The 25,190-nt window shown below is 32.5% G+C and carries 21 protein-coding genes; 10 read left to right on the top strand and 11 right to left on the bottom strand.

The window, feature by feature from the left end; genetic code table 11:
• Positions 1-50: 50 nt before the first annotated feature.
• On the top strand, positions 51-530 hold the full coding sequence (locus ABWO08_RS03905; RefSeq protein ID WP_353083749.1) for a DUF1761 domain-containing protein: 480 nt from the start codon (positions 51-53) through the stop codon (positions 528-530).
• 51 nt (positions 531-581) lie between these two features.
• Here ABWO08_RS03905 and ABWO08_RS03900 read toward each other — a convergent pair whose 3' ends face one another.
• On the bottom strand, positions 582-860 hold the full coding sequence (locus ABWO08_RS03900; protein ID WP_353083748.1) for a 4a-hydroxytetrahydrobiopterin dehydratase: 279 nt from the start codon (positions 858-860) through the stop codon (positions 582-584).
• Between the two features lie 85 nt (positions 861-945).
• On the opposite strand from ABWO08_RS03900, the gene ABWO08_RS03895 reads away from it, so the two are divergent.
• A complete protein-coding gene (locus ABWO08_RS03895) occupies positions 946-2,094 on the top strand; it encodes a GNAT family N-acetyltransferase (protein ID WP_353083747.1) in 1,149 nt (382 codons plus the stop codon).
• Between the two features lie 2 nt (positions 2,095-2,096).
• On the opposite strand, the gene ABWO08_RS03890 is transcribed toward ABWO08_RS03895, so the two are convergent.
• On the bottom strand, positions 2,097-4,010 hold the full coding sequence (locus ABWO08_RS03890; RefSeq protein WP_353083746.1) for an ABC-F family ATP-binding cassette domain-containing protein: 1,914 nt from the start codon (positions 4,008-4,010) through the stop codon (positions 2,097-2,099).
• Positions 4,011-4,076: 66 nt separating this feature from the next.
• On the opposite strand from ABWO08_RS03890, the gene ABWO08_RS03885 reads away from it, so the two are divergent.
• On the top strand, positions 4,077-4,463 hold the full coding sequence (locus ABWO08_RS03885; RefSeq protein ID WP_353083745.1) for a DUF983 domain-containing protein: 387 nt from the start codon (positions 4,077-4,079) through the stop codon (positions 4,461-4,463).
• Here the strand turns inward: ABWO08_RS03885 and ABWO08_RS03880 are convergent.
• The 7 genes from ABWO08_RS03880 to topA all read right to left on the bottom strand — a co-directional run bounded on the left by ABWO08_RS03880 (position 4,429) and on the right by topA (position 14,138).
• Positions 4,429-5,493 carry an NAD(P)/FAD-dependent oxidoreductase gene (locus ABWO08_RS03880; RefSeq protein ID WP_353083744.1) on the bottom strand — a complete coding sequence of 355 codons (1,065 nt, stop codon included), beginning with the start codon at positions 5,491-5,493 and terminating at the stop codon, positions 4,429-4,431. The genes ABWO08_RS03885 and ABWO08_RS03880 overlap by 35 nt on opposite strands.
• A 78-nt stretch (positions 5,494-5,571) precedes the next feature.
• Positions 5,572-6,486, bottom strand: a complete 915-nt coding sequence (gene porN, locus ABWO08_RS03875; protein ID WP_353083743.1) for a type IX secretion system ring subunit PorN/GldN — start codon at positions 6,484-6,486, stop codon at positions 5,572-5,574.
• 52 nt (positions 6,487-6,538) lie between these two features.
• Positions 6,539-8,098: a type IX secretion system motor protein PorM/GldM gene (gene porM / locus ABWO08_RS03870; RefSeq protein WP_353083742.1), complete on the bottom strand. Its 1,560-nt coding sequence runs from the start codon at positions 8,096-8,098 to the stop codon at positions 6,539-6,541.
• A gap of 58 nt (positions 8,099-8,156) precedes the next feature.
• Positions 8,157-8,780, bottom strand: a complete 624-nt coding sequence (gene porL, locus ABWO08_RS03865) for a type IX secretion system motor protein PorL/GldL (protein WP_353083741.1) — start codon at positions 8,778-8,780, stop codon at positions 8,157-8,159.
• A 68-nt stretch (positions 8,781-8,848) separates the two neighbouring features.
• On the bottom strand, positions 8,849-10,249 hold the full coding sequence (porK, locus tag ABWO08_RS03860; RefSeq protein ID WP_353083740.1) for a T9SS ring complex lipoprotein PorK/GldK: 1,401 nt from the start codon (positions 10,247-10,249) through the stop codon (positions 8,849-8,851).
• A gap of 201 nt (positions 10,250-10,450) precedes the next feature.
• Positions 10,451-11,602, bottom strand: a complete 1,152-nt coding sequence (locus ABWO08_RS03855) for a formimidoylglutamase (RefSeq protein WP_353083739.1) — start codon at positions 11,600-11,602, stop codon at positions 10,451-10,453.
• 49 nt (positions 11,603-11,651) lie between these two features.
• Positions 11,652-14,138 (bottom strand): type I DNA topoisomerase, encoded by a 2,487-nt coding sequence (gene topA / locus ABWO08_RS03850; RefSeq protein WP_353083738.1) that lies wholly within the window; start codon positions 14,136-14,138, stop codon positions 11,652-11,654.
• A gap of 211 nt (positions 14,139-14,349) precedes the next feature.
• On the opposite strand from topA, the gene miaB reads away from it, so the two are divergent.
• From miaB to secG, 5 genes are read left to right on the top strand one after another with little or no spacing between them, the layout of a single operon-like run.
• The gene (gene miaB / locus ABWO08_RS03845) at positions 14,350-15,795 is read left to right on the top strand and encodes a tRNA (N6-isopentenyl adenosine(37)-C2)-methylthiotransferase MiaB (RefSeq protein WP_353083737.1); all 1,446 of its coding nucleotides are present in this window, start codon (positions 14,350-14,352) and stop codon (positions 15,793-15,795) included.
• 4 nt (positions 15,796-15,799) lie between these two features.
• Positions 15,800-17,056 carry a sigma-54 interaction domain-containing protein gene (locus ABWO08_RS03840; RefSeq protein ID WP_353083736.1) on the top strand — a complete coding sequence of 419 codons (1,257 nt, stop codon included), beginning with the start codon at positions 15,800-15,802 and terminating at the stop codon, positions 17,054-17,056.
• 54 nt (positions 17,057-17,110) lie between these two features.
• Complete coding sequence (locus tag ABWO08_RS03835) at positions 17,111-17,614, top strand: LptE family protein (protein ID WP_353083735.1); 504 nt, start codon at positions 17,111-17,113, stop codon at positions 17,612-17,614.
• A gap of 40 nt (positions 17,615-17,654) precedes the next feature.
• Positions 17,655-18,470, top strand: a complete 816-nt coding sequence (locus ABWO08_RS03830) for a tetratricopeptide repeat protein (protein WP_353083734.1) — start codon at positions 17,655-17,657, stop codon at positions 18,468-18,470.
• Between the two features lie 3 nt (positions 18,471-18,473).
• A complete protein-coding gene (secG, locus tag ABWO08_RS03825; protein ID WP_353083733.1) occupies positions 18,474-18,815 on the top strand; it encodes a preprotein translocase subunit SecG in 342 nt (113 codons plus the stop codon).
• A 55-nt stretch (positions 18,816-18,870) separates the two neighbouring features.
• Here the strand turns inward: secG and ABWO08_RS03820 are convergent, their stop codons facing one another.
• Both ABWO08_RS03820 and ABWO08_RS03815 read right to left on the bottom strand, forming a co-directional pair.
• Positions 18,871-19,791: a GYDIA family GHMP kinase gene (locus tag ABWO08_RS03820; RefSeq protein ID WP_353083732.1), complete on the bottom strand. Its 921-nt coding sequence runs from the start codon at positions 19,789-19,791 to the stop codon at positions 18,871-18,873.
• Position 19,792: 1 nt separating this feature from the next.
• On the bottom strand, positions 19,793-21,109 hold the full coding sequence (locus tag ABWO08_RS03815) for a hydroxymethylglutaryl-CoA reductase, degradative (RefSeq protein WP_353083731.1): 1,317 nt from the start codon (positions 21,107-21,109) through the stop codon (positions 19,793-19,795).
• A gap of 166 nt (positions 21,110-21,275) precedes the next feature.
• On the opposite strand from ABWO08_RS03815, the gene ABWO08_RS03810 reads away from it, so the two are divergent.
• Both ABWO08_RS03810 and ABWO08_RS03805 read left to right on the top strand, forming a co-directional pair.
• Positions 21,276-23,444, top strand: coding sequence for a S9 family peptidase (locus tag ABWO08_RS03810; RefSeq protein ID WP_353083730.1), 2,169 nt, complete (start codon positions 21,276-21,278; stop codon positions 23,442-23,444).
• 30 nt (positions 23,445-23,474) lie between these two features.
• A complete protein-coding gene (locus tag ABWO08_RS03805; RefSeq protein WP_353083729.1) occupies positions 23,475-25,190 on the top strand; it encodes a peptide MFS transporter in 1,716 nt (571 codons plus the stop codon).

Below are 25,190 nucleotides of genomic sequence, written 5' to 3'. Positions count from 1 at the left end.
TTTATTTGAAATATTCTATATTTGAATTACTAACTTTAAACTATTAAATCATGCACACACTTTCTGTTTTATTGCTATCTGCATTTTCATCATTATTTGTTGGTTTTATTTGGTATAATCCTAAAGTATTTGGAACCATTTGGATGAAAGAAGCTGGAGTTTCAGAAGAAAAACCAAACACAGCTACAATTGTTAAAACCATGTTGGCAGCCTACATTTATGCTTTCTTAATTTCATTTGTAATGCAATTTTTGGTAATTCATCAAAGTGGAGCACTAGGAATGATTGGTGGTGATGAAGCAAAAGCACTTCCATCTTACAGCGCTTTTATGGCTGATTATGGTACTAACTTCAGAACTTTTAAACACGGTGCTTTACACGGATTTATGACTGGTTTATTTTTCTGTTTACCTGTAATTGGAGTTGGAGCATTATTTGAAAGAAGAAGTTTTAAATATACTCTTATCGCTGGTGGTTATTGGGCTATCACTTGTATGCTTATGGGCGGAATTATCTGCCAATGGATGTAATTATTAATTAACCAAAATACTAGAATCGTTCTATTTTTGTAGAGCGATTTTTTATGAAATGGCATCAATTGATCTTGCAAGCAAAAAATCTTTATCCGATAAACCACCTGCATCATGAGTGGTTAATTCAATTGTTACTTTATTATAAACATTATGTAATTCGGGATGGTGATTTTGTTTTTCAGCTAAAATTCCAATTCGAACAATAAAAGCTATAGCTTCACTGAAATCCTTAAATTGGAATTGTTTTTTAATTTTGTCTTCATATAAAATCCAGTTATTAAGGGTTTTCATAGCTTCTTGAATTTCTATATTGGAATTTTTTTTCATAATAAGAAAATTAAGTTAAAAAACTAAAATACTATTTTACTATATCTGTTCCAAATAAACTAAATTTGGAAAATATATTGAACCTTTGAATTCTAAAATACAATTTACTTTTTATTCCAAAGTTAGCAAACTTCCAGAAAACTGGAACTCATTGGCTGTAAATAATATTTTTTTATCAAAAGAATATTTAGCAGTTTTAGAAAAATCAGCTCCTAACAATATGAGTTGTTTTTTTATTGGTTTTTATATTGAAGATAATTTAGTTGGAATTGCACTTTCTCAATTTTTAAATCTTAATCTATTAAAATCTTTTGGAGATCGCGATAAATGCGTAAAATCAAGTGTTCGAAATTTTATTTTTAAAAACTTTTGTTCTCATGTATTACTTATTGGAAACAACATGCTAACTGGACAAAATGCTTTTGCTTTTTCTGAAGGGATAGATAAGAAAGACATAGCTTTAGGTTTATTAAATGCCATGAATGAGTTGAAAGCTAATATACAATCTTCAGGAAAAAAAGTACATATCACCTCATTAAAAGACTATGAAAATACTGATATAGTAGCATTTGAAAAAGAACTAAATAAAGAATATTTTCAATTTTCTACCCAACCAAATATGGTTTTCACAATATTAGAAAATTGGAAAACAGAACAAGATTACATTGATGCCTTGTCAAAAAAATATAGAGATCAATACAAAAGAGCACGAAAAAAGGCAGAAGGAATCGAAAAGAGAAAATTAAATCTTCAGGAAATTATTGCACTTGAAGATGAAATATATGAATTGTATTTTCATGTAGCACAAAACGCCCCGTTCAACACTTTTTTCCTAGCCAAAAATCACTTCAGAGTATTTAAGGAAATCCTAAAGGATAAATTTCTTTTTTATGGTTACTTTATTGATAACAAACTAATTGGTTTTAACACTTTAATAAAAAATGGTGCTGCAATGGACACCTATTTTTTAGGCTATGATGAATCTATTCAAAAAGAAAAATTGCTTTATTTAAATATGCTGTATGATATGATAGCTTATTCGATAAACAAAGGATTTCATGAAATTGTTTTTGCAAGAACAGCGCTTGAAATAAAAAGTTCTGTGGGTGCAAAACCGGTTGAAGTATTTGGTTTCATTAAGCATGAAACCAAATTAATTGATCGATGTACTAAAACAATTTTCAATTATTTGGAACCGAAAACCGAATGGCAAGAACGAAATCCGTTTAAATAAATTTAGGAATTCATAGCGTCAAGCTCCCCTTGCACTTCCTCCCAATCATCTAAAAGTTTATCCAAATCTGATTTCTTTTTATTGTAAGCTGTGAAGAAAGAAGCGTCTTCAATATGCTTATCGTAATTAGATTCTAAAGCTTTATCGTCGTTTTGAATGTTAATTTCTAATTGCTTGATTTGACTTTCAATCTTGCTTAATCTATTATGAAGTGACTTACTTTTCTTTTGGTCTTCGTAGGAAATCTTATTAGTTTCTTTAGGTATTTCTTTTTTAATGGTATCTTTTTTCTCTACTTCACGCATGTTTTCCAAATTACGCTGCTCCAAGAAAAAATTAATATCTCCTAAATATTCTTTTATTTTTTGATCCTTAAATTCATAAACAATATTCGACATGCCTTGAAGAAAATCCCTATCGTGAGAAACCAATAAAAGTGTTCCTTCGTATTTTTGAAGTGCGGCTTTCAATACATTTTTAGACTTAATATCCAAGTGATTTGTAGGCTCATCCATCACTAAAACGTTAATGGGTTGCAACAATAATTTACACAAAGCCAAACGATTTCGTTCCCCACCCGATAATACTTTTACCTTCTTTTCTACATCGTCTCCACGAAATAAGAAAGAACCCAACATGTCTCTAACTTTAGATCGATTGGTATCTGTAGCTGCATTTTCCATGGTTTCCAAAAGGGTAATTTCTCCATCTAAATATTCGGCTTGATTTTGAGCAAAATAACCAACTTGAACGTTATGCCCCATTTTTATAGTTCCGCCAAATTCGAATTCGTTTACAATGGCTTTAATAAAAGTAGATTTACCTTGGCCGTTTTGTCCAACAAATGCAATCTTACTTCCGCGTTCCACCAGTAAAGAAATATCTTTAAGAATTACTTTTTCACTGTAAGCTTTGGTTACATTTTCGGCTTCAATAACCACTTTTCCTGGAACTTTAGAAACCGGAAAAGAGATATTCATCACCGAATTATCGTCTTCATCCACTTCAATACGTTCCACCTTATCTAATTTTTTGATCAGGGATTGTGCCATTGAAGCTTTAGAAGCTTTGGCTCTAAATTTTTCAATTAACTTTTCGGTTTCCTCAATTTTTTTCGCTTGATTTTTTTGAGTAGCCAATTGCTTCTCTCTAATTTCGTGTCTTAATTCTAAATATTCTGAATACGGTTTATTAAAATCGTATGCTTTTCCTAGCGAAATTTCAATGGTTCTATTGGTAACATTATCCAAAAACATTTTATCGTGCGATACAATTACCACCACACCTGGAAAATTTCTAAGGAAACTCTCCAACCAAATTATACTTTCGATGTCCAAGTGGTTGGTAGGCTCATCAAGAAGCAATATGTCGTTTGACTGAAGCAACAATTTAGCTAATTCAATACGCATGCGCCACCCTCCCGAAAAAGTGTCTGTTTGATCATTAAAAACTTCCCGTTTGAATCCTAATCCTAAAAGTATTTTTTCGGTTTCTCCAACATAATTGTAACCTCCTAATAATTCAAAACGGTGCGTATAATCGGATAAATCTTCTATTATTTGTCCGTATTCTTCACTTTCATAATCGGTTCGTGTTACCAGTAAATGGTTTACTTCTTCGAGTTTTTTCTCTACCAATTTAATTTCGGTGAATGCTTCGTAGGCTTCTTCTAAAACGGTTCTTCCGTGTTCAAAATCAATATCCTGTCTTAAAAATCCAATTTTAACTTCTTTTTCGGTTGCAATTTGACCTGAATCGGATTTAAAATCACCTGCCAATATTTTAAGCATGGTAGATTTTCCTGCACCATTTTTCCCTACAAGACCAACTCGATCTCCCGATCCTAATCGAAAAGTTACTTCTTCAAATAAAAAAGAGCCCCCAAAGGAAACCGATAAATTATGGATATTTAGCATAATATTTGTTACAATTGTTACATTAAAAACTCTTGCAAAGAGTACCTTTGTAGAAAATTTTTGCAAATGTTAAAAAAAGGATCCAAATTATATAGCATTTTAACAGGAACTTGTCCTAAATGTCATGAAGAAAGTATGTATTGTGAAAAAAATCCATACAAATTGAGCAGTATTTATAAAATGCACGACACGTGTAGCCATTGCGAAACTAAATACATGATTGAACCTTCCTTTTTTTATGGGGCTATGTATGTGAGTTATGGAGTTACCGTGGCAATTGGAGTAGCGATTTTTGTTACCTTAAATGTGATCTTAGGCTTGCCTATAAAAACAACCTTTATTGGAATTGGAGTTGGATTAATTGCATTAATGCCTGTTACAGCAAGATTAGCTCGTAACATTTACATTAATATGTTTATTAGCTTTGATAAAAACTGGAAACAAAATTCTTAATTCTGCGAATATCGATATTCTTATCTAAAGGAATGTTGTTTTCAATATGATTGAATAAGCTTTTAGCCATTGCTGGTGCAAGCATTACTCCGCGTGTTCCTAAGCCATTCAAAACATGTACATTATTATATAAGGGATGCGTTCCTACTAAAGGTCTTCGGTCTTTAACGGTAGGCCGAACTCCTGCATAATGCTCTATAATTTCAAAATCGCAATCTATTAATTCTTTCAATTCTGAAACCAATTCTTGTTTGGCAGCTTCAGTAGGTATATTGGTTTTATCTTCCCAATTGTAGGTTGCTCCAACTTTATATAAATCTCCCCCAGCGGGGATAATAAATATGGACGACTTTACAATTACATCCAAATTTAAATTTGGCGCTTTAATAAGTAATAATTCGCCTTTTGTTCCATCTAGTGGCAACATAGAAAAAAATGGATTAGAAAGCATTCCAAATCCTTCAGAAAAGACAATGTTTTTAGCTTTAAGATCTTTATAGATAATAAAGTCCTTTTGCACTTCTAATAATGAATGGTCAAATGTTTCATTTCGAAATAACTTCATCGAAATTAAATAGTCTTGATAGGCTTCTTGCAACAAAGCGGTATCTACATAACCGGAATCTAAAACCTCACCAAAATTATAGGGAGAAACAATAGAATTGTATTTGATTGTAATTAATTTAGTTGAAAGAAAGCGGGAAAGATTGGGTTTGTCTGATGCGGTGAACCAATTATTTTGCTCTTCTACAGAATGAAATTTTCTTAGCAAGGGTAAATTATAATCTAACTTGACATTTAGTTTGGATTCTAAAGATGCATAAAATTCATATAATAAATCCAACTGCTTACCTGCTTGCCAAACTTCACTAAAGCGCTTTAATATTACAGGATTATAAAGCCCTCCAGCAATTTTAGTTGAATTTTGAGAATCATTATTAAGGACTAAAATAGATTTGCCCTGTTGCAAAGCCACTTCAGAAAAAGCAATACCTGCCAATCCAGATCCAACAATAATATAGTCAAGCATTAAAATAATTTTAGAAAATTTAGAGTATAAAAAAACTCTTACCAAAGGTAAGAGTTTTTAATAAGCTATGAAATTATATTAATAAGTCCACATATCTTGCTCGAAATCGCGAATTTTATCTTTCACTCTTTCTGACTCTAATAATTGCATTTGAGCATTATCTTTCATGTAATCTTGAATTTCTCTATCACCATATACATTTTCTTCTTTGTAAATCACCCCATTGAAATGGCGAGAATTTAACAATTGATCAAAAGTAATTGGCATTGCAGAATTTCGATTATTAAAAGCTTTGGAATCATGAAGTACATCTCGAACTGATGGATAATATACCCAAAATAAATCAATTGTTTCTGTGTTACCTTTTGCTTTATCACGCGCTTCAACAGCTACAGGACAAATAGCAAGTAATCTATATTTTAATTCACTTTGACGCTTGTCAAAATACCAAAACCCTTTTATTCTGTATCCATTTACATCTGAAGCGGCTAGTTCTGTAACATTGATATATTGTTTATCTAATACTTTTTTTCCAGATTTATAACCTTCAATATCTGTATTATATTCATCAATACCAGCAGGAACAGTGTCAGTATATTTAAAAACCGACTCCATATCTTTTAATGTTTTTTTTGAATTAAAATAATCATCCCCATAAACCTCGGTAATTTTACCAGATTTGATGTTGTTTAATAAAACTTGAAATAGTGATCTACGATCTTTACCAACAAATGCAGTATCTACAGGATAGTACATAGGAAAATTAATTCTTTCATCAAGATCAACATACTCCCAAGTAGTTTTACCCATTAATACATCTCTGTCATGCACATATCCATATGGAAGTGGCTTATCATTTTCTGACTCCAATTGAGCAGCAGTTTTTTTGCCAATCTCTGCTGGAGTTTTTGCATTTAATAAGTTAGATTGTGCATTTGAAGCAAAGCTTCCAGCTACAACAACTACCGCTAGTATTAAGTTTTTCAATTTCATAATAATTATTCTAATTACTCTAAGTTAGGTTTATAACGACCTACTTAAATTTTTATTGTATTTCAAAAATTGCAGGAGCTGCAGTTTTTGTCTGAATTCCTGCGCCATCACCAATAATCTTAGTTTTAACATCAGAAATTGTAATTTGATCTCCTTTAGTTGCTCTAGCTAAAGCAGCAACACACTGAGCATTTACTCTGTCTCCATTTACAACAATAGAAGCTTGTCCAGGAACTTTCAATACAAATTGAGTTACTTGGAATTTCAAATCGTATAAGAAATCAGGAAGAACAGCCGTAATTTGCGAAGATTGTAAACGAGTTTTAGCACCTTTTTGGCTACCAGTGGTTCCTCCAATTGCAGCTTGAGGAGCAGGAATACCTTTGATTCTGAATGTTTTTTTATCTGCTACACTTTTACCGTCAGACATTTTTCCAGTTACAGATACAGTTACTTCTTCTCCAGCACCAGGGTTTAGGTTATATTTTCCGTTTGCACCTGCTTTAGTTAAACCGGGAGCCGAAGCAGTAACGTTGTTGTCACCAATACCTGCAAATGAGATTGTCATTGGGTTAGGTAAACCTCTGTAAACTACGTTCATTTTATCAGCCGATATATTAGCTGAATTTGGACGAGGAATTACAACATATTTTCCTTCAAATTTCAATGGAACTGATTTTCCATCTTCCATAAAGGTAAATTGACCGTTAATGTTTTGCTCTCCAATAGAACCTGCAGTCATTGAAATTACAGCTTGACCGTTTTCAATTTTACCAGGACCTTGGAAAGAAGTTGGTTTTGTATTTTCATCATATCTTCCTAAAACCACTTTTCCTTTAACCGCTTCACCCTGAAAATAAGCGCTTTTTTCTAATACTACTAATGCAGTATAATTTTTCATAGAAGCAGCTTCAACAGCAGCACCTCCAAGTAAACTGCTATAACTATCAAACTCCGCTTTTTTTATGTCATTTTGCCAAGCAGTTAATTTTGCTAAAGAAGCAATTGCTGGGAAATGCTCAAAGTGATAAGAAAGATATTTTTTAGTTACACCTTCACCATCTTTAACATCTAGAGTGTTAAATTTAGATTCTACATCTTTAACAATAGGGATTAATTTTTTAGCTAAACTAGGTTCACTAGAAGCAGCAACTTTCATATCAGCTACATACTTGTTAATTTTTGAAATAATTTCATTTCCTTTAGCAGAATATCCATCACCTTCAAACCAAGTTTCATCTATATGAGGTCCTTTATCCATAGCTTCGTATGGAAGTTTTCCAGTTTCTTCATCTAATTCAACACCAAATTTGGCATCTGCTTTTAAAGTTTCAATATACTCATAAAAGTCTTTAGAAACTGATCTGATTTTATCTGCAGCATTTTTTGCTGGACCATAAAGACCTGGATTTTCAGCACCTTTTTGGTCTATTAAAGACAATAATTTTTCATTGTTTGCTTTGGAAGCGATATTAGCGGTGTCAAATTTTTCATTCATTAATCCAAACGCCGATAATACTTCTTTTGACATGTTTAATGCCAACATAGCGATGAAAACCAGATACATCAGGTTAATCATCTTCTGTCTAGGGGTTAGTTTTCCTCCTGCCATTTTTTCTAATTAGTTTGTTTAAAATTTTGTTTAATAATAAATTTAGTTTTTAAACTAATTATCCTTTAGAGTTCATTGCAGAAAGCATTCCACCATATACATTATTTAATGTAGATAAGTTAGAAGTTAACGATTGCATTTGATCTTTTAATTTCATGTTATTTTCAGCAACTTCGTTGTTGATTTGAGCATTTCTTTCAGCACTTTGCATTTGCATTTGGTATAAACCATTTAATGCTTCCATTTGAGCAGCAGCTTTACTCATTTCTTCGGCATATTTCTTTTGACCTGCCATTGCATCAACAGAAGGAGAAATAGATTTTGCCGCACCTTCAAAGTTTTTTATGCTATTACCTAAGCTAGACATTAATTCACCATCAATTTTAGCTTCTTTAAGCATTGCATCTAATTTTTTTGAAAGCAATCCATCAGCATCTTCTTTTTTTGTTTTTTCTTTTGCTTGCCCACCAGCTAATTCAGGATATACTAATGACCAATCTATATCATCTGCGGATGTTTCAAAAGCTGATAAAGCAAAAATTGCAGCTTCTGTTAATAATCCTACAATAAGAAATTCACTTGCACCTGGCCAGTGTTGAATTTTAAATAATGCTCCAACAATAACGACTGCCGCACCCATTCCGTAGGTGAATTCCATAACTCTTTTTGGTAATAATCCCATAGTAATAATAATTTTTAGTTAGTTAAGTTTAATTTATTTAAGTTATTTGATATACAAATTTATTTAGGTTATTTTTTTCCTGTGGTTTGTGTTCCCATGTAATCTTGAACAGTTCTGAAACCAATATAGCTTCTTGCAGTATCTTGGTATTCAAAATCTCTTGTTCCTACTTGAAGGAAATAAGAAACATCTTTCCAAGATCCACCACGAACTACTTTACGTTTGTTAGTTGCGTCCGAAACATTTGGATTCATTGTTGAAACGAATTCATATGCGTTAGAATCGTAAGATGACTCTGTCCATTCTGACACATTTCCTGCCATATTATATAAGTTATATCCATTTGGCTGAAACGATTTTGCTTCTAAAGTATACAAAGCATTATCTGCTGCATAATCTCCTCTACTTGGTTTAAAGTTTGCTAAATAACAACCTCTATCATTTTTGGTGTAAGGTCCTCCCCATGGGTAATTACCAGATTGAAGGCCACCACGAGCCGCATATTCCCACTCAGCTTCAGTAGGCAAACGGAAAGTATTTACTTTATCTCTACCTTTCTTTTGCTTGATATAAATATTTTTGTTTAAAGTTCTCCATGCACAAAATGCTTTTGCTTGTTTCCAACTAACACCTACTACAGGGTAATCTCCATAGGCTTGGTGCCAAAAATAATCATTGTGCATTGGCTCGTTGTATGAATAAGCAAAATCTTTAATCCATACTGTTGTATCCGGATAAATTTTAGTATTTTCTGTTTTGATAAATTTACTTCTTTTACCTACTTTAGCTTTAGCAGCCGCTTGAATATCCATCCAAGAATAGTGAAACTGTAATTTATTTACATCAATAGTTCTTAATCCATTGAAAGATTCTGAAACAGGAAGATACATTGTATCCATAACTTCTGTGTAGAACTCATCTGGATATTGTTTTGTTTCTTTAATTAATTTAATCTTACGGTTTAATTTTCTTCCAGCGTAAGGATCATCAGCAGTTCCAACGCTATAATAATTTTCATACATGTATTTATCGTAGGGTGTCATTTTTGCTGGATCTTGATCATTAAAAGCAAAATCTCCAATACTTCCATTTGATTTTCCACTTTTACCTCCACCTTTTCCGCTTCCTGGCTTAGCACCTGTTTCATCAGCTAGAATAGCCAAACGAACTCTAATAATAGAATCCTTTACCCATTCTACGAATTGACGGTATTCACTGTTAGTTATTTCTGTTTCATCCATATAAAAGGATCTAACTGTAACAGTTTTAGCAGGCGCATCTTGTACATTAGCTAAATCATCATCTGATTTACCCATAATATAAGCACCACCAGGAACTAATGCCATGCCAAAAGGTTTTTCTGGATGCCATTTTTTTCCTTTTACTCCAACTAATTCTCCTTTGTCGTTAGACTTTCCACAGCTTACTAATAGGGTAATAACTGATGCAAGTGCAATGAACTTCTTCATATAAATTTGGTTAAATATGTATTCTTATTTAAAGGCCGTAAACCTATCTATTTTTTTTCAAAAAAACAATTATTTGTTTCTTAAAATTTCAATTTTTTATCAAAAATAAGTTAATAAACAAAATTATCATTCTAAATTTTAATCTAATGTATAGAAAATCAACACTTTTAATTTTAATTGAAATTATTTCAAATAATCAAATTAAATTATGCTTTTTCTTTGAGCTTTCCACCATCTTTCAGGTAATTCTTCGTTGCAAGCAGCCAAATAATCATCGTGTGAACATGGTAATAACGAATTCTTTTTTAGTTTATTGTTAACATTTGCAAAAAATGGAATTTCAATCCACCATCTATCTGTTTTATCACTTTTATAAAACACTACATCTTCTTCTTTCGTAGGCACAGTATACTTGGTATAGTTATCTTTACTTCCAAAAGGATATTCGTTAGAACGGTAATGAACACCTTCTATAAAATACCAAATAATTTGTGCGATTAGAGCCATTTCTTGCTTGCTTGCTTGATGATTAAACACCCCAAAACAAGAAACCCTATCGCTAATACCAGCATATCTAGCAAGTGCACAAATCTCTTTACCATTAAATCCATTTGGTTGAAAATTTGTAAAATTTCCAGAATCAGAAGATTTAACACAAGTCAAATCCAAACTTACTAAATCTGCATCTCTAAATACAGGTTCCGCTATTGCTATTGAATTGCATATTTCTCCCAGTCGATAGGCATCAAAAAATAGTTTCTCAATTAAATCTATTTCTTCTTGCGAATTATAATAGGTTTGAAAACCTATATTACTATAATTAAATAGATTATTTGGCTCTTCAATTATTATTTTAGACAAATAAGATTCGGCTAGCACTGACTCATCCTGCTTTCCTAAATCAAATTTCGAATCAATAGAAACTAAGTTTACCATTTGTTCTAATTCATCATAACATCTATATAAAGCGTAAGTCAAATCTTGTGAGCCACCAATAATTATTGGAATAACACCATTTTTTAATAATTTAGAAACTACTTTTTGCAATGCAAAATAAGTGTCTTCAGGAGAATTTCCAGGTAAAATATCTCCTAGATCTGCAATTGTTCTACTCCAATTTCCAGGGAAAAGACTATATAAATTTAAACGAACTAAAGAAAGATCGCATTCGTTATTTAACGAGGAAGCTCCTCTATGATCAGGCACGCCAATAATTGCTATTTTAATTTTAGAAATGTCGGGGAAATCCTCTTGAGTATGAAAAACCACTTTATTAGACAAATGCTGAGACGACAATCGTTTTATATCGATTATCAAATTAGTTTCTACTGGGGAAAGAAAATCGAATTCCATACTATTCTTGATTTTTCCTTACTAACTAATTAAAGTAAATAAGGTGTTTTTATTTCTTTTTTGAAGCTGCTTTTTTTGCTGCCGGCTTTTTAGCAGGAGTTTTTTTAGCAATCATTTCTTGAACTTGTTCCAAAGTTAATTTGGATGCATCAACATCTTTATTTAATTCAATTTTGATTTTTCCCTTCAAAATTACCGAACGTCCCCATCGCGCTTTTTCTACAACGATGCCTTCTTCTTTCCAATCATGGATAACTTTGTCGATGTTTTTTTGAATTTTATCTTCAATTAACTCTTCAATATCGCTTTGAGAAAGATTATCAAAATTATATTTTCTAGAAACATTAATAAAGATGCCATTCCATTTAATAAATGGACCAAATCTTCCAGTTCCTTTTTGAACGCCTTCTCCTTTATATACCGCTATTGGAGCATCAGCTTGTGCTTTTTCGTCAATTAATTCTTGGGCTCTTTCTAGAGTTACATCTAATGGCTCTTCGCCTTTTGGTAACGAAATAAAAGCTTTTCCAAATCGAACAAAAGGACCAAATCGACCTAAACTTACCTCAACTTCTTCCCCTTTATAAGTTCCTAAAGCTTTTGGCAATAAAAATAAATTCAATGCCTCCTCCAAGGTAATGGTTCCTATATTTTGTTCCGCTCGTAAACTAGCAAATTTCTTATCTTTATCGTCACTATCTCCAATCTGTGCCATTGCACCGAATTTTCCTAATCTTACTAAAACCGTTTTACCCGATTCTGGATGTTTTCCTAAGATTCTTTCCCCACTTTCTCTATCGGCATTGGCCTCAACATCTTTTACATTTGGGTGGAATTTATCATAAAACTCCTGCATCATTTTAGTCCAATTGATATTTCCTTCGGCAATTTCGTCAAAATCTTGTTCCACTTTTGCCGTGAAATTATAATCTAAAATTGCTTCAAAATTTTTAACCAAAAAGTCGGTTACAATAAATCCAATATCGGTTGGAACTAACTTCCCTTTATCAGACCCAGTGTTTTCTTTTAATATTTTTTCAGAAACAGAATTGGATTGCAAAGTCAATTGTGTGTATTTTCGCTCTTGCCCATCTAGATTTCCTTTTTCAACATAATTTCTATTGATAATTGTTGAAATAGTTGGCGCATAAGTTGATGGTCTTCCAATTCCTAATTCTTCTAATTTTTTTACCAACGCGGCTTCAGTAAATCGAGCAGCGGGTCTTGAATATCTTTCAGTTGCAGTGATGTAATTATTTGCTAATTTTTCATTCACTCGCATTGCTGGCAACATGCCTTCTTGCTCTTCGTCATCCTCATCATTCCCTTCTAAATACACTTTTAGGAAACCTTCAAATTTTATTACTTCTCCAGAAGCTGTAAAAACTTCCGAATGATTATTGGCTTCAATCTTAACATTAGTGCGCTCCAATTGAGCGTCACTCATTTGCGAAGCCAAAGTTCTTTTCCAAATCAAATCATACAAACGCGCTTGATCTCTATCAATATTCACAGTGTGTCTTGACATGTCTGTGGGGCGAATTGCTTCGTGCGCTTCTTGTGCCCCTTTACTTTTGTTGGCAAAAGTTCTTGGGTTTGAATATTCCTTTCCGTACGACTTAATGATTTCGGCTTGAGCCGCATCCATAGCTTCTTTAGAAAGATTTACACTATCAGTTCTCATGTAGGTAATTAAACCCGCTTCATAAAGGCGTTGAGCTATTTGCATTGTAATTCCAACCGGAAAATATAATTTTCGCGCAGCTTCTTGTTGTAAAGTAGATGTTGTAAATGGTCCTGTAGGTGATTTTTTAGTTGGTTTTGTTTCTAAATCTCCAACTTTATAGGTAGAACCAATATTTTTATTTAAAAAATCTTCGGCTTCTTTTTTGGTGTTAAAATTCTTTGGCAGTTTAGCCTTAAATGATCTTCCCGCTTCATTTGTGAATTCAGCAACAACCGAATAAGAAGGTGTTGCAATAAAATTTTGAATTTCTCTTTCGCGCTCAACAATTAATCGAACGGATACTGATTGTACTCTTCCTGCCGAAAGTCCGCCTTTTATTTTTCTCCACAATACCGGTGATAATTCATATCCTACCAATCGATCTAATACACGGCGTGCTTGTTGTGCGTTAACTAAATTGTAATCAATTTCTCTAGGATTATCTATTGCTTTAAGAATTGCATTCTTAGTAATTTCATGAAATACAATTCGTTTGGTTTTGTTTTTATCTAATTTTAATTCTTCTGATAAATGCCAAGAAATTGCTTCTCCTTCACGGTCCTCATCGGAAGCCAGCCAAACCATTTCGGCATTTTTTGCTAATCCTTTTAATTTGGTTACCAATGCTTTTTTATCGGCAGAGACTTCATATTTAGGCAAAAATCCGTTGGTGACATCCACCCCAATTTCTTTAGAAGGCAAATCGGCAATGTGACCAAAACTAGATTCTACCTGAAAGTCAGGTCCTAGAAATTTTTCTATGGTTTTTGCTTTTGCTGGGGACTCAACGATAACTAAATTCTTTGCCATTATATTTTTTTTGTTCGGCAAAAGTAGAAGTTTTTTTTAGATTTTGAGTTTTTGAATAAATTTTTAAATCAAAAATGAATTTTGAGAAAGACTAATGTTTTTTTATTTCAAAATAAAACACAATTAAAAGTATGTTAAACATTACATGTCATATTGTCATATTTTCTATTTTAGTATTATCTTTGCATTTCGATGAATTCGAAGATTTTTTATGGAAAAAGAAATTAATGAAAAAATACAAGGGCAAAGTTTGCTTTTAGAAACAAAAAAAGAAAACACAAAAAAACTTTACATTGAAAGTTATGGCTGTGCTATGAATTTTTCTGATAGCGAAATTGTAGCATCTATTCTTTTAAATGAAGGTTATAATACAACTGAAAAACTAGAAGATGCTGACTTAGTTCTTGTTAATACTTGTTCTATAAGAGATAAGGCAGAACAAACTGTAAGAAAAAGATTAGAAAAATATAATGCTGTAAAAAGAATCAACCCGAAAATGAAGGTAGGAGTTTTAGGTTGTATGGCAGAACGACTGAAAGAAAAATTTTTAGAAGAAGAAAAAATAGTAGACCTTGTTGTAGGCCCTGATGCTTACAAAGATTTACCTAATTTACTAGCAGAAGTAGAAGAAGGTCGTGAAGCAATAAATGTATTATTATCTAGAGAAGAAACCTATGGAGATATTGCTCCTGTTAGATTAGGAACCAATGGTGTTTCTGCGTTTGTGTCTATTACAAGAGGTTGTGATAATATGTGTACTTTTTGTGTGGTTCCTTTTACTCGTGGCCGAGAAAGAAGCCGAGAACCACAAAGTATAATTCAAGAAGTACAAGATTTATGGGATAAAGGCTATAAAGAAATCACACTTTTAGGACAAAACGTAGACAGTTACCTTTGGTATGGAGGCGGATTGAAAAAAGATTTCGACAAAGCTACTGAAATGCAAAAAGCAACTTCGGTAAAATTTGAAGACCTATTAGAAATGGTTGCCAAAGGATTCCCTAAAATGCGTATTCGATTCTCAACTTCCAATCCGCAAGATATGCACGAGCCAGTGCTGCATGTAATTGCTAAATATCCTAATATTTGTAAACACATCCATTTACCTGTTCAATCAGGAAGCAATAGAATATTAGCAGAAATGAACCGCTTGCATACCCGAGAAGAATACAAACAATTAATTGCTAAAATTCACAGTATAATTCCAAATTGTTCAGTCACTCAAGATATGATTGCAGGTTTTCCAACCGAAACTGAACAAGATCATCAAGATACCTTATCTTTAATGGAATATGTGAAATATAGTTTTGGCTATATGTATGCCTATTCTGAAAGACCGGGAACATTAGCCGGAAGAAAAATGGAAGATGATGTTCCGGAAGAAACTAAATTTAGACGATTACAAGAAATAGTAGATCTTCAAAGAATGCATAGTGGCATGCGGACGCAAGAATTTGTTGGACAAACTGTGGAAGTATTAGTAGAAAAAACTTCTAAAAAATCGGATACGGATTTATCTGGAAGAAACTCACAAAATATTACCGTAGTTTTCCCTAGAGAAAATTATAAAATTGGAGAATTTGTAAATGTACTTATTACTAATTGTACCAGCGGAACTTTAATTGGTAAAGCAGTTGGACTATCAGAAATGAATTAAATTTATGGAAACAGTTCAAAACATAAAACAACGATTCGAAATTATAGGAAATGATCCAAAGCTCAATCGTGCTGTAGAAAAAGCAATTCAAGTTGCTCCTACAGACATTTCGGTTTTGGTGGTTGGTGAAAGTGGTGTTGGAAAAGAAAGTATTCCAAAAATTATTCATTCACTATCTCATAGAAAGCATGGAAAATATATTGCCGTAAACTGCGGTGCCATTCCAGAAGGAACTATTGATAGCGAATTATTTGGTCATGAAAAAGGCTCCTTTACTGGTGCGACTTCAACTAGAGAGGGTTATTTTGAAGTAGCCAATGGCGGTACCATTTTCTTAGATGAAGTTGGTGAACTTCCGCTTACTACCCAAGTTCGTTTACTTCGTATTTTAGAAAACGGAGAATTTATAAAAGTAGGTTCTTCTTTAGTGCAAAAAACTAATGTTCGAATTGTAGCGGCAACGAATGTTAATTTATTTGACGCCATCGAAAAAGGGAAATTTAGAGAAGATTTATATTACAGATTAAGCACGGTTGACATTGTTCTACCGCCATTGCGCGATCGAAAAGATGATATTCATTTATTGTTCAGAAAATTTTCGGCTGATTTTGCTCATAAATATAAAATGCCAGCAATTAAACTTGAAGAACCCGCTATAAAATATCTTCTTGGCTACCGATGGAGCGGGAATATTAGACAACTTCGAAATGTAGCTGAACAAATTTCAGTATTGGAAACCAAACGAGATATTTCTATGGAATCACTAATGTCCTATTTACCTCAAGATGGCAGCCATTTACCAACGGTTATTAGAAATAAGAAAAGTGAAAGTGATTTTTCTACTGAAAGAGATATTCTTTATAAAGTTCTTTTTGATATGAAAAGTGATTTGAACGATTTGAAAAAACTGACTTTAGAATTAATGAAAAATGGAACTAAAGTGCAAGATATTAATCCAAATTTAGTTCAGAAAGTTTACGGCAAACAAGATGAAGATACATTTTTTGAAGAAACACCAAGAACTCCTGAATTAGTCAAAGAACCCGAATTGCAAGAAGAATTTGATGATGAAGAAGATGAAACCAATTACTTACTTGCAGAAACTGTTGAAGAAGAGGAAACCTTGAGCTTGGAAGCAAAAGAAATTGAACTGATTAAAAAATCGTTAGAACGAAATAAGGGCAAGCGAAAATTGGCTGCAGAAGAACTTGGAATTTCTGAAAGAACTTTATATCGAAAAATAAAACAATACGATTTGTAATTTAAACCTAATAGATATTTAGAAAATAATATCTTTGACTTTTTAATTCATAAAATGAAAGTAACAAAATATTTAGCAATACTATTAGTAACTCTAACTTTTTCAAGTTGTGGTATTTATAATTTTACAGGAACAGGAAAAATTGATGCTAAAACATTTCAAGTGAATTATTTTCAAAATAATGCGCCGTTATTTCAACCCGGAATAGATAGAACCTTTACTTTAAAACTTCAAGATTTAATTCAAAATCAAACCAATTTAAATTTGGTTCGAACTGATGGGGATTTAACATATGATGGGGAAATTACCAATTACACTATAACTCCAATGGCTGCAACGGCCGATTTAAAAGCAGCTGAAAACAGATTATCGATTACTATTAATGTTCGATTTACAAACAAGAATAAGGAAACTGACAATTTTGAAAAATCATTTTCATTTTTTTATGATTATCCTGGTGACCAACAATTAATTGGTTCGTCGCTAACCAGTGCTTTAGATGTGATTTTTGAAAGAATCACCCAAGATGTTTTTAATGAATCACTTGCAAAGTGGTAATTGGTAAATGATTATATTTGTAAATTAAATTTCTTATTAATTGAACGCAACCGATTTTACTTATTTAATCAATAAACCAGATGCTATAAACGAGCGTCACAATGGGGCTTTGGAAAAAATAATGGAAGAATTTCCTTATTTTCAAAGTGCTCGTGTTTTGCGATTGAAATATTTGTACAATCAAGATAGCTTTAAATATAATTACGCATTAAAAGTTGCCGCGGCGTTTACAACTGATAGAAGTGTGTTGTTTGATTTCATTACTTCGGACTCTTTTGTAACGGTTCAAAATGGACTTTACGATCAAAAAGTAGCCGAGTTAATGAACATGGATGTAGTGGAAAGCGAAGTTATACAAGTTACCCACCCACCAGAAAACACCAATACATTAGAACAATCAATCCTTTCTTCAATTGCGCAATCGAACCCTATTCAAGAGGAATTGGAAGAAAAATTAGAAATTGGAAAACCAATAGAATTTACAGTTAATGAAAAACACTCTTTTCAAGAATGGTTACAAATTTCAAGGTTTAAACCAATAGAAAGAAAAGAAATTCCTGTCAAAGAGGAAAGTTTAGATAAAAAGAAACAGTCAGAAATTATTGATACTTTTATCGCTACCAATCCGAAAATTTCGCCAGTAAATAAAGATATTCCGGTATCTAATTACATTCCGGTTGAAGAGGATAAATCCTATTTAATGACCGAAACCTTAGCTAAAGTATACCTGGAACAAAAAAAATATACCAAAGCAATTCAAGCTTATGAAATATTAATTTTGAAATATCCAGAAAAAAGTAGTTTCTTTGCAGACCGAATTTTAGATATTAAAAATTTACAACAAAATAATAATTAAGTAATGAGCACATTTTCAATCTTTTTAGTATTAATAACAATCGTTTGTTTTTTACTAATCATCGTTATCATGGTACAAAACCCAAAAGGTGGAGGTCTTTCTTCTTCAATTGGTGGTTCTACTCAATTGGGTGGTGTACAAAAAACAACCGACTTTTTAGATAAAAGTACTTGGGTATTAGCTGGAGCTTTAATTGTTTTAGTATTACTTTCTAGTTTAAGTTTCACTGGATCATTAAGCGACAATAATAAAATAATTGATGCATCACAATCTGCTGCACCAAAAACAACAGAAAAAACTACACCTGCTGCACCAAAACCTGCTGCAGCTCCTGTAAAAAAATAAGTTTTTTTAAACTAAAAGCAAAGAGGCGGTTTCAATGAAACCGCCTCTTTTTTATTTATAAAATCATCTCTTCGTAAGGAACCACAATAGTATAGCCCCGCTGATTAAAATAATGTGTTGGATCATCTTTAGAAATAACCATTACGAAATCACCTCCCCAAGCGCCAAGACTTTTTACAATTCCGTCAAAATCGCTAAACAATGTTTCTTTCACAGTTGGCAATTCTAAAACCATACTCATTTCAATTTCATGCGTTTGAATTGCCTTAGCAAATTCATCCACTTCAAGTGTACATGCAACGGTTTGAGTAATCTGATTAATCGCTTCTATTGAATCCTCAATTTCACCTCGTTTTTCAAGGTATAAGGCAATGGCCTCTTTACTACTTTGCTTTTTATTGAGATAAACAAAATGTATTTTGGAAGAAAAATCCGGATGAAAAGCAATAGTTTCTACAACCGGTTTCTCATCAACTAATTGATAAATAATGGCTGAATTATTTTGGGCGCAAGCCAAATCATATCCACTTCCACCAAAACTATTTTTAAGTAACTCATACGCATCAATGTTAAGCCATTGCGCGATATTATTAATTAACGTTGAGGAAGTTCCTAGTCCCCAAAATTTAGGAAAAGTTAATTCGGTTTTCACTTTATACCCATTAGATTCGGTTATAAAATTAGAATTCAACTTATAGGCTTCGTGCAAGATTTCAATTAAAGTTTTTTTAATATTATGCACCTCATCGATACCCTTTTTTTCAATAATTGAAGAAAAAGGAATGGTCGCTTCAAACCAAATACTGCCATTATGATCATAACTTACCCAGTGTATAAGCTTATTGGAATCTACTTCTTCTATGGAAAGATTTTGACCAAATTTGGTAGGCAAAGCCAATGATTTAGCTCCATCTAATACAACATATTCTCCTGTAATTAGTAATTTTCCGTTGCTATAGAAAGTGCTTATTGCCATTTTATTTTCTTAAATTTTCAATTAGTTCCACCACAGATGCGTGAGAAACAGTATTATTTTCAAAATGTTTTGTAATGGCAATTCGTTCTTCTTTGGTAGCTTGAAATTGATTCAAAATATTATTCAAATGCATTTTCATATGCCCTTCTTGAATTCCAGTAGTTGTAAGGGAGCGCAACGCAGCAAAATTTTGAGCCAATCCTGTAACCGCAACCAATTGCATCAATTCATGAGAGGAAGGTTTTCCTAAAATTTCCAATGCCATTTTTACCAATGGGTGTAGTGAAGTCAATCCGCCAACAGTTCCCAATGCCAATGGAATTTCCATCCAAAAAGTAAAGATTCCGTTTTCTATTTTAGCATGAGAAAGACTTGAATATTTTCCGTTTCTAGAGGCATAAGCGTGAACTCCAGCTTCTACAGCTCGAAAATCATTACCTGTTGCAAGCACTACAGCATCTACCCCATTCATGATTCCTTTATTGTGAGTCACCGCTCTATATGGCTCTACTTCAGCAATAGCAACGGCTTGAACAAATTTTTCAGCAAATTCCTGTGGATTTTCAATATTTTTTTCTGCTAATTCTTCTACTTTACAAGAAACCTCAGCGCGAACAATACAATTCGGAACATAATTAGAAAGAATGCTCATTACCACCTGAAGATTCTTTTCTTCTTCGGTAAAAAAACTATTTTCTTGAGCTTCAGCTTTTAAAGTTTTAGCCAATTGCTCCAGACAAGAATTAATAAAATTAGCCCCCATGCTGTCTTTAGTTTCAAAAGTGACATGCAGTTGAAAGTAATTTGCTAATTCTTGGGTTTTATTTTGAAGTGTGATATCTAAAATTCCGCCACCGCGTTTTTGCATGTTTTTGGTAATGCTTTCGGTTGCATCAAAAAATTTAGGTTTGATTTTTTGGAAGAAATCTTCTAATTTTTTCACATCTCCTTTATAGATAAAATGCACCTGACCTATTTTTTCAGAACTTAAAACCGAAGCTTTAAATCCACCTCTGGAACTCCAATATTTTGCCGATTTTGCAGCAGCAGCAACCACCGAACTTTCTTCAATAACCATTGGAATAGAAAAATACTTTTCATTTACTAAAAAATTAGGTGCGATACCCATGGGTAAATAAAAATTAGTGATGGTATTTTCGATAAATTCATCGTGAAGTTGTTGCAATTTACTGTCCGAATTCCAATATTGTTTGATCGTAGCGACTGCATGATCTGGATTGGAAAAATAAGTGCTTGCAATCCAGTTAATTTTATCTTCTTTGGATAATTTAGAAAATCCCGAAACGGCGTTATTCATTTAAATACGGTTTAATTTCAATAGGATACAAATATACGGTTTCCATTTTATTGTACTTATGGGTTTTAACAAATATTAAAACAAATAATAGCGCATTTTCTGTAAAAAAATAGTTTTAATTAAAAATTTTCACTAAAATTGAAGTCGTTTATTTATACATTTATTTATGAAAAAAATTAAAATATTTTCTTTATTACTTCTAACAAGTTTTTCGTTACTAGCACAGCAAAAAATATCAATTGAAGAAATCTATACGGGTGCCTTTCGTGCAAAAGCTATGGATGAACTTCAAGCTCTAAAAAACAGCAATCAATACACAGTTCTTAATACAGATCGTTCTACTAGAAGTCAGCAAATTGAATTATACGACTACGCTACTTTGCAAAAAGTAAGTACGCTAATTGACACAAAAAACTTCAAAAGTTTAGCCGACGGAATTGACAGTTACACTTTTAGCTCAGATGAGAAGCAAATGCTTATTGCGAATGCTACAACTCCAATTTTTCGTCATTCTTTTACTGCCGATTATTATCTTTATAACCTTACATCCAAAGAGTTAACTAAAGTTTTGGAAAGAGTTCAAGAGCCTACTTTTTCACCTGATGGAAAAAAGATTGCTTTTGCCAGAGAAAATAATCTTTTTGTATATGATATAGCTACAAAAGAAACTACTCAAGTAACTACTGATGGAAAGAAAAATTCCATCATTAACGGAATTACGGATTGGGTTTATGAAGAAGAATTTGCTTTTGTTAGAGCATTTGACTGGAGCGCTGATAGCAAAAAACTGGCGTACATTCGTTTTGACGAAAGTGAAGTTCCCGAATTTACAATGAATATATATCAAAAGAATTTATATCCTACAGTAGAAACTTTCAAATATCCAAAAGCTGGAGAAAAAAACGCAACTGTTTCGCTGCATATATACAACATGGAGGCTGGTGCTTCAAAAAATATTGCATTAGGCAACTATTCTGATATTTATATTGCAAGAATGAAATGGACAAACGATGCTAATACGTTATGTGCTCAGGTATTGAACAGACATCAGGACAATTTAGATTTGCTATTTATTGACGGAAATTCAGGAGCTGCCAGAGTGGTTATGAATGAAAAAGATGCTGCTTATGTTGATGTAACCGATAACTTAACTTTCTTGAAAGACAACAGTTTTATTTGGACTTCCGAAAAAGATGGTTACAACCACATTTATTTATTTGACAAAAACGGAAAGTTGAAAAATCAAGTAACTAAAGGTTCATGGGAAGTTACTTCTTATTATGGTTTTGACGAAAAAACTAAAACTGTTTATTTTCAATCAACTGAAAACGGATCTACCGTTAGAGACATTTATAAAATTTCACTTAACGGAAAAAATAAAGTGAAGTTATCTCAACAAGTTGGAACCAACAATGCAACTTTTAGTCCAAATTTTGATTTCTTCATTAACACCTATTCTTCGGCAACAACTCCGCCAACTTATACTTTGAATAGTTCAATAGACGGTAAACTAGTGAAAGGAATTTTAGACAATGGTTCGTTACTTGAAAAATTGAAAAAATACAACCTTCCCGGTAAAGAATATTTTGAATTAACAACCGAAAAAGGACATAAATTAAACGCTTGGATGATCAAACCTAAAGATTTTGATGCGAACAAAAAGTATCCTGTTTTTATGTATCAGTACTCTGGACCTGGATCACAACAAGTAGCCAATCATTGGTTAGACACCAACGATATGTGGTTTATGATGTTGTCTCAACAAGGATACATTACTGTTTGTGTAGATGGAAGAGGAACCGGATTTAAAGGGGCTGCCTTCAAAAAAGTTACTCAAAAAGAATTGGGTAAATACGAAGTGGAAGATCAAATAGATGCTGCAAAAGTTCTTGGAAGTTATACTTATGTAGATAAATCTAGAATTGGAATATTTGGTTGGTCTTATGGAGGATTTATGGCAAGTAATTGCTTATTAAAAGGGGCCGATGTATTTAAAATGGCCATTGCCGTAGCTCCGGTTACCAACTGGCGTTTTTATGACAGCATTTATACCGAGCGCTACATGCAAACGCCGCAAGAAAACGCAAGTGGATATGACACGAATTCACCTATAAATTTTGCCGATAAACTAAAAGGTAATTTTCTTTTAATTCATGGAACTGCCGATGATAATGTGCATTTTCAAAATTCAATGCAATTTGTAGAAGCATTAGTACAGGCAAACAAACAATTTGATTGGGCGGTTTATCCAGATAAAAACCACGGAATTTACGGTGGAAAAACAAGAATTCAGTTGTATAACAAAATGACGAATTTTATAAAAGAGAAACTATAAACTAACTAAATAAAAACTAAAACAAGAATTATGAGTGAACAAGTAAAAACAGGACATCCAAAAGGACTTTGGGTATTATTTGGAACCGAAATGTGGGAAAGGTTCAACTTCTACGGAATGAGAGCAATTTTGACCTTATTTATGGTTAATTCTTTATTAATTAAAGAAGCAGATGCTGCAATTATATATGGAGGATTTTTGGCTTTATGTTATTTAACGCCACTTATGGGAGGATTTATTTCTGATAAATACATTGGAAATAGATACAGCATTATGTTTGGTGGTACACTTATGGCAATTGGGCAATTTTTATTATTTATTAGTGCTTCTACTTTTGATACCAATATTGGTAGTGCAAAAATGTTTATGTGGATTGCATTGTTTATAATCATTTTTGGAAATGGATTTTTTAAACCAAATATTTCTTCGATGGTTGGAAGTTTATATCCAAAACAAGAAAAAAGCAAATTGGATTCAGCATTCACCATTTTTTACATGGGAATAAACATTGGTGCTTTTTTAGGCCAATTTATTTGCCCTTGGGTGGGTGATGTTAAAGATGCTGATACTGGAATTAGAGATATTTTTGCCTTTAAATGGGGGTTCTTGGCAGCTTCTATTGCAATGGTAATTGGTACAATTACATTCTTTATGCTAAAAGATAAATATGTTGTAACACCAGAAGGAAAACCTATTGGTGGCTTACCAAAAAATAATGATGCTGGAGATTTTGAAGAGGGAGAAACTCAAACTGCTAAATTTACAAGTAAAGCAATTGGAATTGCATTTGGTTTATTTGTAGTTTTATTTTTTATATTTAGATATATTTTAGTTGGTGAATTTGGATTTTCAGCTGTAGAAATGGGGCAATTAATAAAAGGAATTATTTATCCATTTATTTATTCTGCTGGAATTTCATTAGCTTATTTAATTATGAGTTCTGCTGAAAACAAAGTAGAGAGACAAAGAATTTGGGTTATTTACATTGTATCTTTCTTCATTATATTCTTTTGGGCTGCATTTGAACAAGCGGGATCTTCATTAACCTTTATAGCAGACAATCAAACCGATAGAAATATTTTTGGATGGAACATGCCGCCTTCAATGGTTCAAATTTTCAATGGCCTTTTTGTAGTGATGTTAGCACTTCCATTCAGTTTACTTTGGGATAAATTAAGAGCAAAAGGTAAAGAACCTGTTTCACCATTGAAACAAGCAATGGGATTGGCTTTAATTGCTGTTAGTTATTTTATTATTGCACACAATGTAAAAGATCTAGGAAATTCTGGGTTACTTGCAATCAAATGGTTAATGTTGTTGTATTTAATTCAAACTATGGGTGAACTTTGTTTATCTCCTATTGGTTTATCATTAGTGGGGAAATTAGCTCCTAAGCGTTTTGCTTCGCTTTTATATGGAGTTTTCTTCATCTCTAATGCGGCTGGATATGCATTAGCTGGGTCACTTGGAGCGATTATTCCGGCGACTGGAGATAAATTTGTTAAAGCTGAAAAATTAGGAATTAATTTACAAGATGTTTTGGATAAAAAAATCACTTTAACTCCTGATCAAGTTGCGCTTTTCGAAAAAGAGCAATTGCCAATTGCAAATACTTCATTTGCTGGTTTTGAAATTCATAATTTATACGAGTTCTTTATGGTTTTCGTTATTCTTTGTGGAATTGCTGCTGTAATACTTGCTATTTTGTCTCCTCGTTTAAAGAAAATGATGAACGGGATGACCTAA

The sequence above is a fragment of the Flavobacterium sp. genome, assembly GCF_040383245.1.
Classification (GTDB): domain Bacteria; phylum Bacteroidota; class Bacteroidia; order Flavobacteriales; family Flavobacteriaceae; genus Flavobacterium.
Note: the sequence above shows the minus strand (reverse complement) of the source record. Positions and strands in the feature narration are given on the sequence as shown.

Excerpts from the sequence above, each read along its gene's own strand:
- ABWO08_RS03905 (WP_353083749.1), top strand. The coding sequence starts at position 51 with ATGCACACACTTTCTGTTTTATTGCTATCTGCATTTTCATCATTATTT.
- ABWO08_RS03900 (WP_353083748.1), bottom strand. The coding sequence starts at position 860 with ATGAAAAAAAATTCCAATATAGAAATTCAAGAAGCTATGAAAACCCTT.
- ABWO08_RS03890 (WP_353083746.1), bottom strand. The coding sequence starts at position 4,010 with ATGCTAAATATCCATAATTTATCGGTTTCCTTTGGGGGCTCTTTTTTA.
- ABWO08_RS03885 (WP_353083745.1), top strand. The coding sequence starts at position 4,077 with ATGTTAAAAAAAGGATCCAAATTATATAGCATTTTAACAGGAACTTGT.
- ABWO08_RS03880 (WP_353083744.1), bottom strand. The coding sequence starts at position 5,493 with ATGCTTGACTATATTATTGTTGGATCTGGATTGGCAGGTATTGCTTTT.
- porN (WP_353083743.1), bottom strand. The coding sequence starts at position 6,486 with ATGAAATTGAAAAACTTAATACTAGCGGTAGTTGTTGTAGCTGGAAGC.
- porM (WP_353083742.1), bottom strand. The coding sequence starts at position 8,098 with ATGGCAGGAGGAAAACTAACCCCTAGACAGAAGATGATTAACCTGATG.
- porL (WP_353083741.1), bottom strand. The coding sequence starts at position 8,780 with ATGGGATTATTACCAAAAAGAGTTATGGAATTCACCTACGGAATGGGT.
- porK (WP_353083740.1), bottom strand. The coding sequence starts at position 10,249 with ATGAAGAAGTTCATTGCACTTGCATCAGTTATTACCCTATTAGTAAGC.
- ABWO08_RS03855 (WP_353083739.1), bottom strand. The coding sequence starts at position 11,602 with ATGGAATTCGATTTTCTTTCCCCAGTAGAAACTAATTTGATAATCGAT.
- topA (WP_353083738.1), bottom strand. The coding sequence starts at position 14,138 with ATGGCAAAGAATTTAGTTATCGTTGAGTCCCCAGCAAAAGCAAAAACC.
- miaB (WP_353083737.1), top strand. The coding sequence starts at position 14,350 with ATGGAAAAAGAAATTAATGAAAAAATACAAGGGCAAAGTTTGCTTTTA.
- ABWO08_RS03840 (WP_353083736.1), top strand. The coding sequence starts at position 15,800 with ATGGAAACAGTTCAAAACATAAAACAACGATTCGAAATTATAGGAAAT.
- ABWO08_RS03835 (WP_353083735.1), top strand. The coding sequence starts at position 17,111 with ATGAAAGTAACAAAATATTTAGCAATACTATTAGTAACTCTAACTTTT.
- secG (WP_353083733.1), top strand. The coding sequence starts at position 18,474 with ATGAGCACATTTTCAATCTTTTTAGTATTAATAACAATCGTTTGTTTT.
- ABWO08_RS03820 (WP_353083732.1), bottom strand. The coding sequence starts at position 19,791 with ATGGCAATAAGCACTTTCTATAGCAACGGAAAATTACTAATTACAGGA.
- ABWO08_RS03815 (WP_353083731.1), bottom strand. The coding sequence starts at position 21,109 with ATGAATAACGCCGTTTCGGGATTTTCTAAATTATCCAAAGAAGATAAA.
- ABWO08_RS03810 (WP_353083730.1), top strand. The coding sequence starts at position 21,276 with ATGAAAAAAATTAAAATATTTTCTTTATTACTTCTAACAAGTTTTTCG.
- ABWO08_RS03805 (WP_353083729.1), top strand. The coding sequence starts at position 23,475 with ATGAGTGAACAAGTAAAAACAGGACATCCAAAAGGACTTTGGGTATTA.